The 13,794-nt window shown below is 71.3% G+C and carries 13 protein-coding genes; 4 read left to right on the forward strand and 9 right to left on the reverse strand.

Features of this window, described 5'->3' with window-relative positions; translation table 11 throughout:
* Positions 1-113 precede the first annotated feature (113 nt).
* Entirely contained in the window at positions 114-1,199 is a 1,086-nt protein-coding gene (locus KOI35_RS18470; protein ID WP_215788688.1) for a hypothetical protein, read from the forward strand.
* On the opposite strand, the gene KOI35_RS18475 is transcribed toward KOI35_RS18470, so the two are convergent.
* The 3 genes from KOI35_RS18475 to KOI35_RS18485 are packed head-to-tail and all read right to left on the reverse strand — an operon-like array spanning position 1,189 to position 4,255.
* On the reverse strand, positions 1,189-2,019 hold the full coding sequence (locus tag KOI35_RS18475; RefSeq protein ID WP_215788689.1) for a carbohydrate ABC transporter permease: 831 nt from the start codon (positions 2,017-2,019) through the stop codon (positions 1,189-1,191). The two genes, KOI35_RS18470 and KOI35_RS18475, sit on opposite strands and share 11 nt — an antisense overlap.
* Complete coding sequence (locus KOI35_RS18480; protein ID WP_215788690.1) at positions 2,016-2,885, reverse strand: carbohydrate ABC transporter permease; 870 nt, start codon at positions 2,883-2,885, stop codon at positions 2,016-2,018. The genes KOI35_RS18475 and KOI35_RS18480 overlap by 4 nt, the downstream gene beginning before the upstream one ends.
* Entirely contained in the window at positions 2,882-4,255 is a 1,374-nt protein-coding gene (locus KOI35_RS18485; protein ID WP_215788691.1) for an extracellular solute-binding protein, read from the reverse strand. The genes KOI35_RS18480 and KOI35_RS18485 overlap by 4 nt, the downstream gene beginning before the upstream one ends.
* A gap of 188 nt (positions 4,256-4,443) precedes the next feature.
* Here KOI35_RS18485 and KOI35_RS18490 point away from each other — a divergent pair, with 188 nt between their 5' ends.
* Together KOI35_RS18490 and KOI35_RS18495 are read left to right on the forward strand one after the other, a co-directional pair.
* Positions 4,444-5,427, forward strand: a complete 984-nt coding sequence (locus tag KOI35_RS18490; protein WP_215788692.1) for a LacI family DNA-binding transcriptional regulator — start codon at positions 4,444-4,446, stop codon at positions 5,425-5,427.
* Between the two features lie 10 nt (positions 5,428-5,437).
* On the forward strand, positions 5,438-6,556 hold the full coding sequence (locus KOI35_RS18495; protein WP_215788693.1) for a winged helix-turn-helix domain-containing protein: 1,119 nt from the start codon (positions 5,438-5,440) through the stop codon (positions 6,554-6,556).
* On the opposite strand, the gene KOI35_RS18500 is transcribed toward KOI35_RS18495, so the two are convergent.
* Positions 6,538-7,635 (reverse strand): NAD(P)/FAD-dependent oxidoreductase, encoded by a 1,098-nt coding sequence (locus KOI35_RS18500; protein WP_246613270.1) that lies wholly within the window; start codon positions 7,633-7,635, stop codon positions 6,538-6,540. The two genes, KOI35_RS18495 and KOI35_RS18500, sit on opposite strands and share 19 nt — an antisense overlap.
* A gap of 54 nt (positions 7,636-7,689) precedes the next feature.
* Here KOI35_RS18500 and KOI35_RS18505 point away from each other — a divergent pair, with 54 nt between their 5' ends.
* The gene (locus KOI35_RS18505; protein WP_215788695.1) at positions 7,690-8,199 is read left to right on the forward strand and encodes an NUDIX hydrolase; all 510 of its coding nucleotides are present in this window, start codon (positions 7,690-7,692) and stop codon (positions 8,197-8,199) included.
* Here KOI35_RS18505 and KOI35_RS18510 read toward each other — a convergent pair.
* The 5 genes from KOI35_RS18510 to KOI35_RS18530 all read right to left on the reverse strand — a co-directional run bounded on the left by KOI35_RS18510 (position 8,196) and on the right by KOI35_RS18530 (position 13,744).
* Positions 8,196-8,552, reverse strand: a complete 357-nt coding sequence (locus tag KOI35_RS18510) for a GntR family transcriptional regulator (RefSeq protein WP_215788696.1) — start codon at positions 8,550-8,552, stop codon at positions 8,196-8,198. The genes KOI35_RS18505 and KOI35_RS18510 overlap by 4 nt on opposite strands.
* Complete coding sequence (locus tag KOI35_RS18515; protein ID WP_215788697.1) at positions 8,552-9,928, reverse strand: MFS transporter; 1,377 nt, start codon at positions 9,926-9,928, stop codon at positions 8,552-8,554. Before KOI35_RS18515 ends, KOI35_RS18510 begins: the two co-directional genes overlap by 1 nt.
* 77 nt (positions 9,929-10,005) lie before the next feature.
* Complete coding sequence (locus tag KOI35_RS18520) at positions 10,006-10,497, reverse strand: hypothetical protein (RefSeq protein WP_215788698.1); 492 nt, start codon at positions 10,495-10,497, stop codon at positions 10,006-10,008.
* A complete protein-coding gene (locus KOI35_RS18525) occupies positions 10,494-12,293 on the reverse strand; it encodes a dynamin family protein (protein WP_215788699.1) in 1,800 nt (599 codons plus the stop codon). The genes KOI35_RS18520 and KOI35_RS18525 overlap by 4 nt, the downstream gene beginning before the upstream one ends.
* Positions 12,290-13,744: a dynamin family protein gene (locus tag KOI35_RS18530; RefSeq protein WP_246613271.1), complete on the reverse strand. Its 1,455-nt coding sequence runs from the start codon at positions 13,742-13,744 to the stop codon at positions 12,290-12,292. Before KOI35_RS18530 ends, KOI35_RS18525 begins: the two co-directional genes overlap by 4 nt.
* Between the last annotated feature and the right edge of the window lie 50 nt (positions 13,745-13,794).

A 13,794-nucleotide genomic window follows, 5' to 3' on the forward strand; every position in this document is an offset into this window, starting at 1 on the left:
AGCGTGTACCCGGGTACAGGATGCAAGTCGTGCTCGTCGGCCGGCACACCCGCGCGGAGGTGCGGCGCTGCGGCCGCTCGCCGGGTCTGTAGTGGACTGATAGCGTGCCGGGCATGCGTCGTCGGGGGGTGCTGCTGCTGGCGGCCGGGCTGCCGTTCGGACTGAGGAGCGCGCCGACCGGCCTGCGGGGACGGGCGGCGGGGCTTCTCGCGCGGGAGGACCATCTGGTCCGGCCGGCCAATCAGGATCGGCTGCGTGGGCTTGTGCTGCGGCTGCCCTGGAGCGTTGTGCAACCGGAGCCGGAGGTCGGGTTCAGCGACGCGGCCACGGCGGCGCTGGATCGGGCCGAGGCGGTGGCGCCGGACGCGGGGTACCCGTTTCTGAAGCTTCGCCTGGTCGCCGGGTCGGAGTCGCCGGACTGGGCGCTGCGGCTGGGGGACGGGCCGCTGACCGGGTGGCTGGATCCGGAGGACGACAGCCGCCACACCGTCCCGCAGTGGTGGCACGACGACTTCCTCGCCGCGTACGAGAGGATGCTCGACGGGCTGGCCGGTGCGCTGCGGGGCCGGCCGCGCTGGGTCGAGGCGACCGTGTCGGCGACGTGCACGCTGTATGCGGAGCCGTGTGTCAAACAGCTCGGTGTGGCGGCCAACCGGGACCAGGCGGTCGCGGCCGGCTACACCGACGACAAGGACCAGGCCGCGTTGAAACGGGCGATGGCCGCGCACCACCGGATCCTCACGCCGCTGGGGGTCGCGTCGTCGGTGGCCTACAACCCGTGGCAGACGGTCGCGGACGGCGCGGTGCAGGTCAGCCCGGCCACCACCATCGCCCTCATGGAGCATCAGAGGACCACCATGGGCCCGTACGGCGTATGGGCCAACAATTCGCTGAGTGCTCGCTGGGAGGGTGGCGAGCCGGTGCAGACCCGGTCCGGCTACGAGGCGATGTACCAGCACATGGCGGCGGCGGCCGGGGCCGGGCATCCGGTGCAGTTCCAGACCGCGACGCTCGCCAAGATCCAGGCGGCGGGCGGGTCGGCCTACGCCACCGCCTCGTGGGCGGCCCGGCACGGTGCCGTCTCGGCCGAGCTTCCGCGGGGCTGGGAGCAGGACACCGGCGACGTGATCGACCAGGGCCGCGCCGGCGAGCTCAACGACCGGTTCGCGGCGAACGCGGCCCGCACCGTCAGCCCTTGACGGCGCCGGTGAGGCTGAACGCTCCGCCGAAGACGCGGGACATGGCGGTGTAGAGCAGCACCACCGGCAGGGTGTAGAGGATCGCGAACGCGGCGAGCTGACCGTAGGCGACCTGCCCGTACGTGGAGAAGAACGTGTAGATGGTGACCGAGGCGGGCTGGCTGTCGGGGCTCTGCAGCAGGATGAACGGCACGAAGAAGTTGCCCCACTGGGTGACGAACGTGAAGACGAACACCACCGTCAGGCCGGGCACCATCAAGGGCAGGATGATCCGGCGCAGGGACTGCAGCCAGCCGGCCCCGTCGGTCCAGGCGGCCTCCTCCAGTTCGACCGGGACCGAGTCCATGAAGTTCTTCATCATCCAGATGGCGAACGGCAGCGACGACGCGGCCATGAACAGGATCAGCGCGGGCACCGAGTCGGTGAGCTCGAACTGGCTGTACATCGTGTAGACCGGCACCATCACGGCGGTGATGGGCAGGCCGGTGGAGAACAGGATCCCGTACAGGAAGAGCCGCCCGAAACGGCTGCGGTAGCGCGACAGCGGGTAGGCGGCCAGGGTCGCGGCGAACACGGTGATCAGCGCCGTGCCGCCGGAGATGATCAGCGAGTTGAGGACCGGCCGGAAGATGGTCTCGGCGTTGAGCACCTCGCCGAAGTTCTCCCACGAGAACTGCCAGCTGATGTCGGCCGACAGGGCCGCGCCGGGCTGGATCGACGCCACGATCAGCCACAGGAACGGCAGGAAGAACGAGATCGCCACCAGGGCCAGGACGAGGTAGGCGGCCAGGCGCATCGGGCCGCGGCGGGGGCCGGTCACAGGTTGTCGACCTTGATGAGGCGTACGTAGATCAGCGAGAAGATCGCCCCGATGACCAGCAGGACCAGGGCCATCGCGGTGCCGTAGCCGAGCTTGTAGAACTGGAACGACTCCTGATACATGTAGATCGGCGTGGTCGAGCTCTTGGTGCCGGGGCCGCCCTTGGTCATCACGTAGATGAGGCCGAACGCGGCCAGGGTCTGCAGGGTGATCAGCATCAGGTTGCTGACGATCGACCGGCGGATCAGCGGCAGGGTCACCGACCGCAGCCGCTGCCAGGCCGACGCCCCGTCCATGGCCGCGGCCTCGTGCAGTTCCGGGGGCACGTCGTTGAGCGCGGCCTGGTAGACCAGCATCGAGAAGGCGGTGCCGCGCCACACGTTGGCCAGGATGACGGCCAGCATCGGTGTGGTGTAGAGCCAGTTCTGGTCGAGCCCGACCCAGCCCAGGATGCCGTTGAGGGTGCCGTCGCGGTGCAGGTACGAGTACCAGCAGAACCCGGCCACCACCTCGGGCACCGTCCACGCGGCGATGACCAGGCCGCTGACCACGCCGCGGGTGCCGGCGTTACGGCCGCGCAGCAGCAGAGCGATCAGCAGGCCGAGGGTGTTCTGCCCGATCACGGCCGACCCGACCACGAAGACCAGGGTCAGCCACAGCGAGTTCCAGAACTGGGCGTCGTGCCACATCGTGGTGAAGTTGTCCACGCCGATGAAGTTGACCTCGGCCGAGCCGGTCAGCGCGACGTCGGTGAACGCGCTGTAGACGGCCCAGAGCAGCGGGCCGGCGAAGAACACCACGAGCAGCAGCAGGGCCGGGACGAACGCCCCGAACCTCGCTGCCCGCGGTGCGGTGGCGGTCGTCATGACGCGGTGGTCACCTTGTCCGGCCCGCCGACGGCCGAGGTGACCTGTTCGGCGAACGTCTTGGCGGCGGCGTCGACCGGGGCCTGGCCGGTCATCACCGACTCCATGGCGACCTGGATGGCGTTGGAGACGTTCGGATAGTCCGGGTAGGCGGGCCGGAAGTGGGTGACGTCGACCAGGCCGGTGAAGAACTCGAGCGACGGGTTGGACTCCAGGTAGCGGGGGTCGGCCGCCACGTCCTTGCGTTCGGCGATCTGCCCGGCGGCGATGTCGTACTTGAGGGTGTTCTCCTTGTTCAGCATCGTGGTGACGAAGTCGAACGAGGCCTTCTTGTCCGCGGCGTGCGCGCCGACCGACAGCAGCCAGCCACCCGACATGCTGGTCTTGCCGGGCGCCTCGCCGTTCTGGGTGGGCATCGCGGCGTAGCCGAGCTTCTCGGTCCACTGCGGCCACGGCTTGCTGCCCGACTCGATCCAGGTGCTGCTGGTCCACGAGCCGTCGAGGCTGATGCCGAGCTTGCCGGTGGGGAACAGCTCGGTGTTGACCTTGGTGCCCCAGTTCGGGTCGAGGGCGTCCTGCGGGTCCGGCGCGAGCTTCTCGTCGAAGATCGTCTTGATGAAGCCCAGGGAGTCGTTGAAGCCCGGGCTGCCGACGATCCACTTCTTCTGCGCGTCGTCGTAGAGAGTGTGCTTCGTGCCGTACAGGAGCATCTCGAAGCCCTGCATGGTGGCGCCCTCGCCGGCGCCCTTGCCGGAGTAGACGTTGAGCGGGGTCACGCCGGGCACCTTCTGCTTGATGGTGCGGGCCGCGGCCAGGACGTCGTTCCAGCTCTTGGGCTCCCACGGCACGGTCAGGCCGGCCTTTTGGAAGATCGTCTTGTCGTACCAGAGGGCGCGGGTGTCGGTGCCCATCGGTACGCCGTAGGTCTTGCCGTCCTGTGCCTTGCCGGCGGCCTTGGCGGCGTCGGTGAACTGGCTCCAGTCGGCCCAGCCGCTCAGGTATTCGTCGATCGGGGCGAGGAACCCGGCCTGGATGTCGGTGTTGATCAGGAAGGTGTCCTCGTACATGACGTCGGGTGCGGTCTTGGGGGACCGGTTCATCAGCGAGAGCTTGGTGTAGTAGTCGTTCTCGGCCGCCTCGATCGGCACCAGCTCGACGGTCCAGCCGGCGTGCGCGGCCTCGTACTCCTTCTTCACGTTCTGCAGCTGCGCGTCCAGCTGGATGAACGCCCCGAACTTCTGGTAGGCGACGGTGATCGTCTTGTCGCTGTCGTCGCCGCCGGACCCGCCGCAGCCGGCCGAGGCGGTGGTCAGGGCCAGCGCGGTCAGCGCGGCGAGAACGTGTTTGGGCCGCATCAGGACTCTCCTCACGATCGCAAGATCCAAATGAGGGTTATTCAGGGCGGTGGAGACCCAGTGCCTTGACCTGCGGAAATCCGTGGTTGCGGTAGGCCCTGAATAACCCTCATTGAGTATCGTCTCTGTAAACGTTCTCTGAAAACGTAATCAGATACGCTGAGCCGCGCAACCGCTGTCGTACGAGAATCCGGAGTGACACGGTGACCCAACGCCGGCCCACGATGCACGACGTCGCGCGGGCGGCCGGGGTGAGCCCGGCGACGGTCTCCCGCGTGGTCAACAACGAGCGCTACATCCGGGAGGAGACCCGCGCCGCCGTCGAACGGGCCATCGCCGAGCTGGGCTTCGAACGCAACGAGGCAGCCCGGTCGCTGCGCCCCGGTCAGACCACCGACACCGTCGCCCTGGTCATCGAGGACGCGGTCAACCCGTTCTGGTCGGCGGTGACCGACGGCGCCGAGGAGGTGGCCCGCCGCCACCAGCACATGCTCGTGGTGGCCAGCACCCGGCAGAGCTACGACCGGGAACGCGACCTGCTGCGCGACCTGGTGCTGCGCCGCCGGGTCGACGGGGTGCTGGTGGTGCCGACCGCGCACACCCAGCGCGACCTGCACGCCGAGCTGGGCCGGTGGGCGCCGATGGTCTTCCTCGACCGGGTGCCGGCCGGGGTGCCCGCCGACGCGGTGGTGCTCGACAACCAGGGCGGCGCCCGGCAGGCCGTGCAGAGCCTGGTCGAGCAGGGCTACCGCCGGATCGCGTACGTCGGTGGTGACCCGTCGGTGACGACCGGCCGGTCCCGGCTGGCCGGTTACAAGCAGGCCCTCAAACGGGCCGGGCTGCCGTTCGACCCGGCCCTGGTGCGGCTCAACGCGCACACCGTCGGCGACGCCCGCACCGCCGCGGCTGACCTGATCGAAGCGGGCGAGGTGGACGCCTTCTTCGCCGACAACAACCGCATGTGTGTCGGCGTGCTGCACGCCGCCCGGGGCGCCCGGGTCGGGGTGGCCGCGTTCGACGACATCGAGTTCGCCGACCTGCTGCCCCACCCGGTCACGCTGGTCACCTACGACGCCGCCGCGTTCGGCGCGCACGCCGCCGAGCTGCTGTTCGCGCGGATCAACGGCGCCGGCACCTCGCCGAAACGGTCGGTCCACCGCACCACGGTGGTCACACGCGGCGGCTAGCCTCGGCGGCGTGGAACTGACGGCCGGTCACGCCCGGCGGATCTGGTTGCGGGCGCAACGGCTCGACACGCCCGAGCCGTTCGGGGCCGGACCGGAGGCGGTGGCCGCGGCCGTACGCCATCTCGGGTACGTGCAGATCGACACCATCCACGTCATCGAGCGGGCCCACCACCACATCCTGTTCAGCCGCGTCCCCGGCTACCGGCGGGCCGACCTGCAGCAGGCGCAGAGCACGGACAAGAGCGTGTTCGAGACGTGGACCCACGCCCTGTCGTACGCCCCGGCCGAGGACCTGCGGTTCTTCCTGCCCCGGATGCGGGAGCTGCGGACCGGCCCCTGGCTGAAGTGGCACGCCGCCGCCACCCCGCAGGACGTGCGGCGGGTGGTGGCCCGGGTCCGCGGCAACGGGCCGCTGACGATCCGCGACATCACCGACGACGTGCTGGTCGACAAGGACTGGCTGTGGGCCAGCCGGAAACCGTCGAAGCTGGCCCTGGAGATCGCGTTCAGCTGGGGACTGCTGACGGTCAGCCGGCGCGACGGCATGGTCAAGACGTACGAGCTGATGGACCGCCATTTCGGATGGACCAGCCCGCCGCGCCCGGCGACCGGACGGCAGCAACTGACCTACCGGCTCGACCGGGCCCTGCGCGCGCAGGGTGTCGTGAGCCTGGCCTCGATCTGTTTCCACCGGCCGAACCTGAAGCCGACCGTCCGCGCGCTGCTCGAGCAGCGGGTCCGGCGCCGGGAGCTGGTGCCGGTGAGCGTGGCCGGCGTCGAGCACTGGGCCGCCCCCGACACCCTGGACGCCAGTCCCGCCGCGTCGGAAGCGGTGCATCTGCTGTCACCGTTCGACCCGCTGATCATCCAGCGGGAACGGCTCGAGCGGTTCTTCGGCTACCGGCACGTCTTCGAGGCGTACCTGCCCAAGGCCAAGCGCCGGTACGGCTACTTCGCCCTGCCGGTGCTCGTCGGTGACCGGGTCGTCGCCGTGCTCGACCTGAAGACCGACCGGGCCGCCGGGAAGCTGCTCGTGCAGCAGTGGACCCGGACCGGGGACCCGGTGCACCGGGCCGCCATCGAGGCGGCGCTGGACCGGTTCGAGCGGTTTCAGCTGGCCGGCGCATAGTCGGCACGGCGGGACCGGTCGTTCATCCAGGCCGGGATACGCAGGACGCCGGGATGACGGGCCTCCCAGCCCAACTGCCACACCGTGCTGCGGCAGACGAACTCCTTCAGCCGCGCCCCGGCCCGCCCGGCCAGGTGGCGGTCCACGGCGACGTCGTCGCGGCCGGACATCTGGAACAGCCCGGAGCGGCGGCCCAGGCTCAGGCCTTCGCCGAGGAAACCCATCACGAACGGCCGCGGATCCCGGCCGGACAGGCGGGCGATGACCGTGTCGGCGGCGGCCATGCCGAGCGGGCCGGCGGCCTGGCAGCTCATCCGCAGCGGGCGTCCGGACGGGGCCGCGCAGTCGCCGGCGGCCACGATGTGCGGGGAGTCGACGCTGGTCAGGGTCTCGTCGGTGAGCAGCCGTCCGGCCGGGTCGGTGGTCAGGCCGCTGCGCGCGGCCAGATCGGGCACGGCGAAACCGGTCGTCCACACGGTGACCGGGCTGGGCCGGGTGCTTCCGTCGGCCAGCTCCACGGTGTCCGCGGTGACGGCGGTGACCCGGGCGTCGACCATGCTGACGCCGAGGCGCGTCAGTGAATCGGCGACCACGGCCCGGCCGCGTGGGTGCAGGTACGGGTTGAGCGGGCCGATCAGCGTGACCGTGGTGCCCTGCTCGGCGAGTTCGGCGGCCAGCTCGATGCCGGTCGGCCCGGCCCCGACAACGGTGACGGCGTCCGCGTGCGTATCGAAGAGCCGCTGGGCCGACGACAGGTCGGCCACCGACGAGCTGTGGGCGGGGCCGCTGCCGACGGCGTACACGAGGTAGTCGTACGAGAGGACAGCGCCCGTGGACAGGGTGACGGTGCGGTCCGGGGCGCTGATCGTCTCCACGGTCGCGGTGATCCGGCGTACGCGGGAAGAAAGCACGTGATCGAAAGGGACGACCGGGTCGTAGGTGCCGGCCGCGAGCTGGTGCAGGCGGATCCGTTCGACGAAGGCGTCGCGTGGGTTGATCAGGGTGACGTCGGCGTGGCGGGACAGGCGGTTGGCGGCCAGCACCCCGGCATAGCCGCCGCCGGCAACAAGAATGTTCATGGCCACAGGGCACCGCCCGGACCGGGTTTGTGACAGCTGACTAGCGTGGGCGGCATGCCGATCTCGCCGTACATCACCGGGCTGCGCGCCCACATCGGTCACGACCTGCTGCTCCTGCCGGGCGCGAGCGGGGTGGTCCGCGACGATGACGGGCGGATCCTGCTGATCCGGCGCTCGGACAACGGCCGCTGGTCGCTGCCGGCCGGGATGATCGACCCCGGGGAACAGCCGGCCGCGGCCGCGTTGCGCGAGATCGAGGAGGAGACCGGGGTGATCGCCGAGATCGACCGGCTCGGCGGGGTGGCCATGCACGAGGCGCAGTATCCGAACGGCGACCGCTGCGAGTATCTGGCCGTGTGGTTCCGCTGCCGGGCGGTCGGCGGCGAGGCCCGGCCGGACGGCGACGAGACCCTGGAGGTCCGTTGGTTCGCCCCGGACGAGCTGCCCGAGGTCGGGGAGCTGACCACGCTGCGGATCAAGACGACGGCCGACCCGGACGGCCCGCCGTGGTTCGCCCAGCCCGGCGAGACGTACACCGAGCTGGGCCGGCGCCACGGGCTTTAGAGTCCGAGGGCCACCCGCACCAGCGCGAGCGCTGTTTCGGGTGGCACCCCCAGGGCCGAGACCTTTTCCGCGTACGCGGTGGCCGCGCGCTGGGCCTGGGCCGAGGTGCCCGCCGCCCGGGCGGTGATGACCGTGCCCAGGCGGCCGCGGGTCTCCACGAGGCCGGCCAGTTCGAGCTCCCGGTAGGCACGCGCGACCGTGTTCACGGCCAGACCCAGGTCGGCGGCCAGGGCCCGTACGGGAGGAAGCTTCTCGCCCGCCACCAGAACCCCCGTGGAAGCCAGCTCGGCGATCCGCAGCCGGACCTGCTCGTACGGGGGTGTGGCGGCGTCGTGGTCGATGACGATGTCCATCAGAGCAGTCTGGGGGGTGTGTTGCCCGCGGCGACGATGGCGCGGCGCATCGGCACCAGGGCGAGCAGGATTCCACCGATCACGAAGAACACGACCAGGCTGATGATGCCGAGCCGGTAGCTGTCGGTGAGCTGGAAGATCAGGCCGAACAGCAGCGGGCCGAGCCAGCTGGTGCCCTTGTCGCTGATCTCGTAGAAGCCGTAGTACTCGCCTTCCTTGCCCTCCGGGATCAGCTGGGAGAACAGGCTGCGGCTGAGCGCCTGGCTGCCACCGAGGACCAGGCCGATGCCCGCGCCGAGCAGCATGAACGGCAGCGGCTGACCGGACGGCAGCCAGAACGCGGCCCCGATGACCAGCATCCACAGCACCAGGCTGAGCAGGACCGTCTTGCGGGCCCCGATGCGGGCGGCCAGGGCGCCGAGCAGCAGCGCGCCGCCGAAGGCGAGGAACTGCACGATCAGGATGGTGACGATCAGGGTGGACTGGCCGAGGTCGAGTTCCTCGCTGCCGAACTGGGCGGCCAGGGCGATCACGGTCTGGATACCGTCGTTGTAGACCAGGTAGGCGAGCAGGAAGAACAGCGTCAGCGGGTACGCCTTGAGGCTGCGCAACGTGTGCCCGAGCTGCTTGAACCCGTCGGTCAGCACGTTGCCGCGCTGCTCGGTGGCCCCGGCCGCGGGGTGCTCGCGGAGCCAGCGCAGCGGCAGCAGGGTGAACACGGCCCACCAGACGCCGGCGCTGACGATGCAGAACCGGGCGATGTCCATGGTGCGCTGGTCGTCGCCGTCGATCGACAGCAGCACCACGGCGACCAGGTTGGCCGCCAGCAGCAGCCCGCCGCCGAGGTAGCCGAGGGCCCAGCCGCGGCTGGACACCTTGTCCCGTTCGTCGGGGCCGGCCAGCTGGGGCAGGAACGAGTTGTAGACGACGATCGACGCCCCGAACGCGATGTTGGCGATCAGGAACAGGATCCCGCCGAGCCAGTACCGGTCGCCGGTGACGAACACGAACCCGATGGTGGCGGCGGCGCCGAGGAACGCGGCCGAGGCCAGCAGGGGCTTCTTGCGCGGGGCCCGGTCGGCGATGGCCCCCATGATCGGCAGCACGAAGACGGTCAGGAACACCGAGAGGCTGACCACGTACGGGAAGAAGGAGCCGGCGGCGACGCTGATGCCGAACGGGTGGACCCGGCCGGTGCAGTCGTCGGTGCCCAGGGGGCACCCGGCGGCGATCTCGGCGGTGGTGGTCAGGAACGGTCCGAGGAAGACGGTGACGACCGTGGTCGAGAAGGCCGAGTTGGCCCAGTCGTAGAAGTACCAGCCCGTGCGTTCCCGGCGGGCGGGGGCGGCGACGGTGTCAGTGCCGGGTGCGGCCATGTGCTCGGCTCCAGATGTCGATCGTTGGCGCCGAAACTATGTCATCCCGCTCAGCGGCATGGACAGGGCCCGGATACTCAGTTCTGCTGCCACCAACGGGCCAGGGTGCTCGTGGCCGGATCCTCGGAGTCGGCGAGGGCGGCCCACGGGTCCTGGGCGTCGGGCAGGTCGACGCCGGCGTATTCGGCGAGCTCCTCCGGGCGTACGGGAAGAGGGGTCTGATCGTCGATCCCGGCGTGGACGACGCCGAGGCTGCCGGTGTCGATCCAGGGGAAACCGTCGACGGGTTCGGGCAGGTCACCGACGTCGACGGTGGGCGGGAACACGTCGAGCGGGTCTTCGGTGACGACGTCGGCCGCGGCCGCGTGCTCGTGCAGCACCTCCTCCGGCAGCTCCACGGGGGCCTCGGCGTGTTCGACGTGCTCGGGGATCTCGGGCGTGTCGTACAGGTCGTGGTGCTCGTCGTACTGCGGCTGGTCGAGGTGCCCGAAGTCGTCGTGCCCGGCGTGCGGGTCGTCGAAGATCGGGAAGTCCTCGTGGTGGTCGCCGAAGTCGTGGTGGTCGCTCATCGGTTCTCCTCGTCGTGCGGCACGGGGGTCAGCACCCGGGCCCGGGTGAGCGCGGTGTCGGTGGCGCGCAGCTTCGCGCGGACCGTGTCGAGTTCCTGCTGGGCGGCGGCGCGTCGCCGGGAGCGCCCGGCGGCGTCCTCGGCGGCGGCCGCGTCGATCTCGGCGATGTGGGCGTCCAGGTCTTTGAGGCGTTTCTCGACGGCGTCGTCGACGGCCACGCTGAGCGCGTACTGCAGGTCGGTGAACCGGTTGGCGATCTCGTCGGCCAGGGCGGCGCGGGCCTCGCCGAGCACGTCGCGCAGCCAGATCCGGGCCTGCTGCCGGTCGGTCTGCACCCGCCGCCGGTAGAGCACGTAGCCGCCCGCGGCCAGGCCGAGGCCGATCCCGGCGACCGGGATGAGCAGGCCCCCGCCGACGGCCAGGACGGACGCGCCGAGCATGGCGCCGCGCCCGGCCATGAACGCGATGCCGCCGGCCGACAGGGCGATGAGCAGGTTGTCGGCCGAGCCGTCGCGCGGCGGCGCGGCGTCCAGGGCGTGGCGCAGGGTGGCGTTGAGCCGGCCGAGCATGGCGGCGCGTTCCGCCTCGTCGAACACCGACGCCAGGACCTTCTCGCCGACCTGGGCGAACGTGTCTTCGAGCTGCTGCGACAGCTGCACCGCGACGGCCTGCAGTTCCGCGTCGAGGCGTTCGGGCAGCTTGGCCAGGGCCTCGCCGCGCCCCTTGTCGATGCTCTCGGAGAACTCCTGCTGGACGCCGGCGATGCGGGTGCGCAGCATGCCGACGGTCTCGACCCGGGCCCGCTGGGTCTCGGTGCTCAGCAGCAGCGTCCACTGCCGGGACTCGGTGCGTTTACGCGCGGCCAGGGCGGCCCGTTCGGCCCGCAGCTGCGCCGTCCGGACCGGGTCGGCCTCGACCGCCCGGACGCGGTCCTCCGCGACCGTTTCCAGGCGGACGAGCTCGCCGCGGGCGGCGCGGAGCACGTTGGCCAGCTCGAGCTGGTGCCCGCGGCCGCCCAGTTCGACCAGGGCGTGCTGCAGTTCGGCGATCTTCGACGCGTCGATGAGGGCGGCCTGGTCGGCCGGTCCGGCGTCCACGGCCAGTTCGGCCAGGGCGGACGACACGGCGAACCAGGACGCCGACGCGAACCGCGGGGCGTGGGCCTGCAGCAGGGCCTGGTTGTCGTCGAGGATGCGCCGCCACCCCGGATACGCGTCGATCTTGGTGAGGGCGAACACGACGATGTCGATGCGTTCGCTCGCCGCGACCAGGAAGTCGAGTTCGGGCCGCGACAGCGGCGCCGACGCGTCGGCCACGAACAGCAGGGCGGTGGCCCGTTCGACCGCGGCCAGGGCGACCGCGGTGTGGGCCGGGTCGAGCCCGCCGACGCCGGGGGTGTCGAGCAGGCTCAGGTAGCGCAGCATCGGCGCCGGGTGCGACACCTCGATGCGGCGGGCCCGCTGCGCGCCGGTGGCCCACGAGGCCAGGTCGTCGATGGTGATCGGCTCGGCGGCGCCGGGCAGCCATGCCCGCATCCCCGGTTCACCCGGCACGAACTGCAGGTAGGTGGCGGTGGCCACGGCCGCGTCGACGGGGGACAGGCCGGGGACGCCGAGCAGGGCGTTGATCAGGGAGCTCTTGCCGCGTTTGGTCTCGCCGACGACCACCACCTGGGGGCGGGTGACCCGGCGGCGGCGCAGGTCGGCCAGTTCGGCACCGGCGTCCGGGTCCTGGGTGCGGACGTACGCCAAGGTGTCCTTGACCGTGCTGTCGAGCACCGGAGTCAGGTCGGTCATGACGTCCGCACCTGCTGCGCCAGAATATGAAAGCCCCGGTGGGCGACGTGGGCGATGCGGGACTGGGCCGGGCCGGCCCCCGCCACCGCGTAGACGCGCCACCGGTTGGCGGCGGCGACCGCGGCCGTGGCCAGCTCGTCGGCACCGGCGTCGGGCAGTCGCAGGATCCACCGCGGGTCGTCCGAGGTGGCCAGGCGGGTCAGTTCCTGCTCCCAGTCGGCGGGCAGCGGCACGGCGCCGGTCGCGACCCGCTGGGCGGCGTCGAGCAGCCGCAGCCGGTGGTAGGCCGGGTCGCGCAGCAGCCGTTCGACCGCGTCGCGCAGCCGCTCGCGGTCGCCTTCGTCGCGGGTGTGCCCGGCGAGCCGTTCGAGCCGGGACAGCGCCCAGCCCGCCTTGATCGCGTCGGACCGCCACCGGAACGCCTCCTGCAGCGTGTGCTGCAGCCGCGGGAATCCGGACGCGGCGACCAGCCGGCGGACCAGTTCACCGGTGGACAGGCGCGGGTCGGCGGCCAGCTGGGCCAGCGCGAACCCGATCCCGTACAGGTCGAGCAGCTGCAGCAGCCGCTCGCGGTGCTCGGCGCCGACCGGGCCGGGCCGGGTGCGGAACAGGTCGGCCGACGCCGTCGTGATCTTCAGCTCGGCCGCCGGCAGCTCGCTGAGTTGCTGCAACGCGTCCCGGTCGGCGCCGGTCAACCGGCCCGACTCGCCGGTCTCGGCCAGCAGACCGACCACCGGGACAACGTCCGACACCGTACGGGCGAGGAGCTGGGCCTGCTGATCGGCCAGCGGAGCGACCACCGGCCACGGGTCACCGGCCCCGCCGACCAGGGTGTCGACCTTGCCGAACACGCCGAGCGCGTTGATCGGGCTCGACGCCAGCCGCGCCGACGCGTCCCGGAAGGCTTCCAGCGCCCGTACGTCGTCGGCCCGCACCGCCTGCGTGAACACGTAGACGACGGCCTCGGCGGCGGCGACCTCCCCGGCCGAGTCGGCGTCGATGTCGGCGTCGAACGGGGCGGTCGAGGTGCCCACGGCCTCTTCGGCGCGGGCGCTCACGATCGTGTCGGTCGACGCCAGCCCGGGCGTGTCGACCACGGTCAGGTCGATCAGCTTCTCACTGGTGAGGGTGACATCCACGTAGGCGACCCGCGAGGCGGGCACACCGAGGCGCTGCGGGATCATCCCGTCGTCGTCGAGCGGCAGGCTCTTGCGCTCCCCGTCGCGCAGCACCACGTCGACCCGGTCGGCCGGCCCGTACCGGAACCGGGTGACCACCCGGGTGCACTCACCGACCGCGGTCGGCGCCACCCGGCGCCCGATCAACGCGTTGACGAGTGTCGACTTTCCGGCTTTCAGGCGACCCGCGATCGCAACCCGTAACGGCTCACCGAGCCGATCACGGATCTGAATGAGCTGGCCACCGGCCTCTTTCCCGACACGGGACGCCATTTCGTCACAGAGCGTCGCTACGCTGGCGCTCAGCGGGCCACTCACCATGA

This window comes from Paractinoplanes bogorensis (genome assembly GCF_018829635.1).
Taxonomy (GTDB): Bacteria; Actinomycetota; Actinomycetes; order Mycobacteriales; family Micromonosporaceae; genus Actinoplanes; species Actinoplanes bogorensis.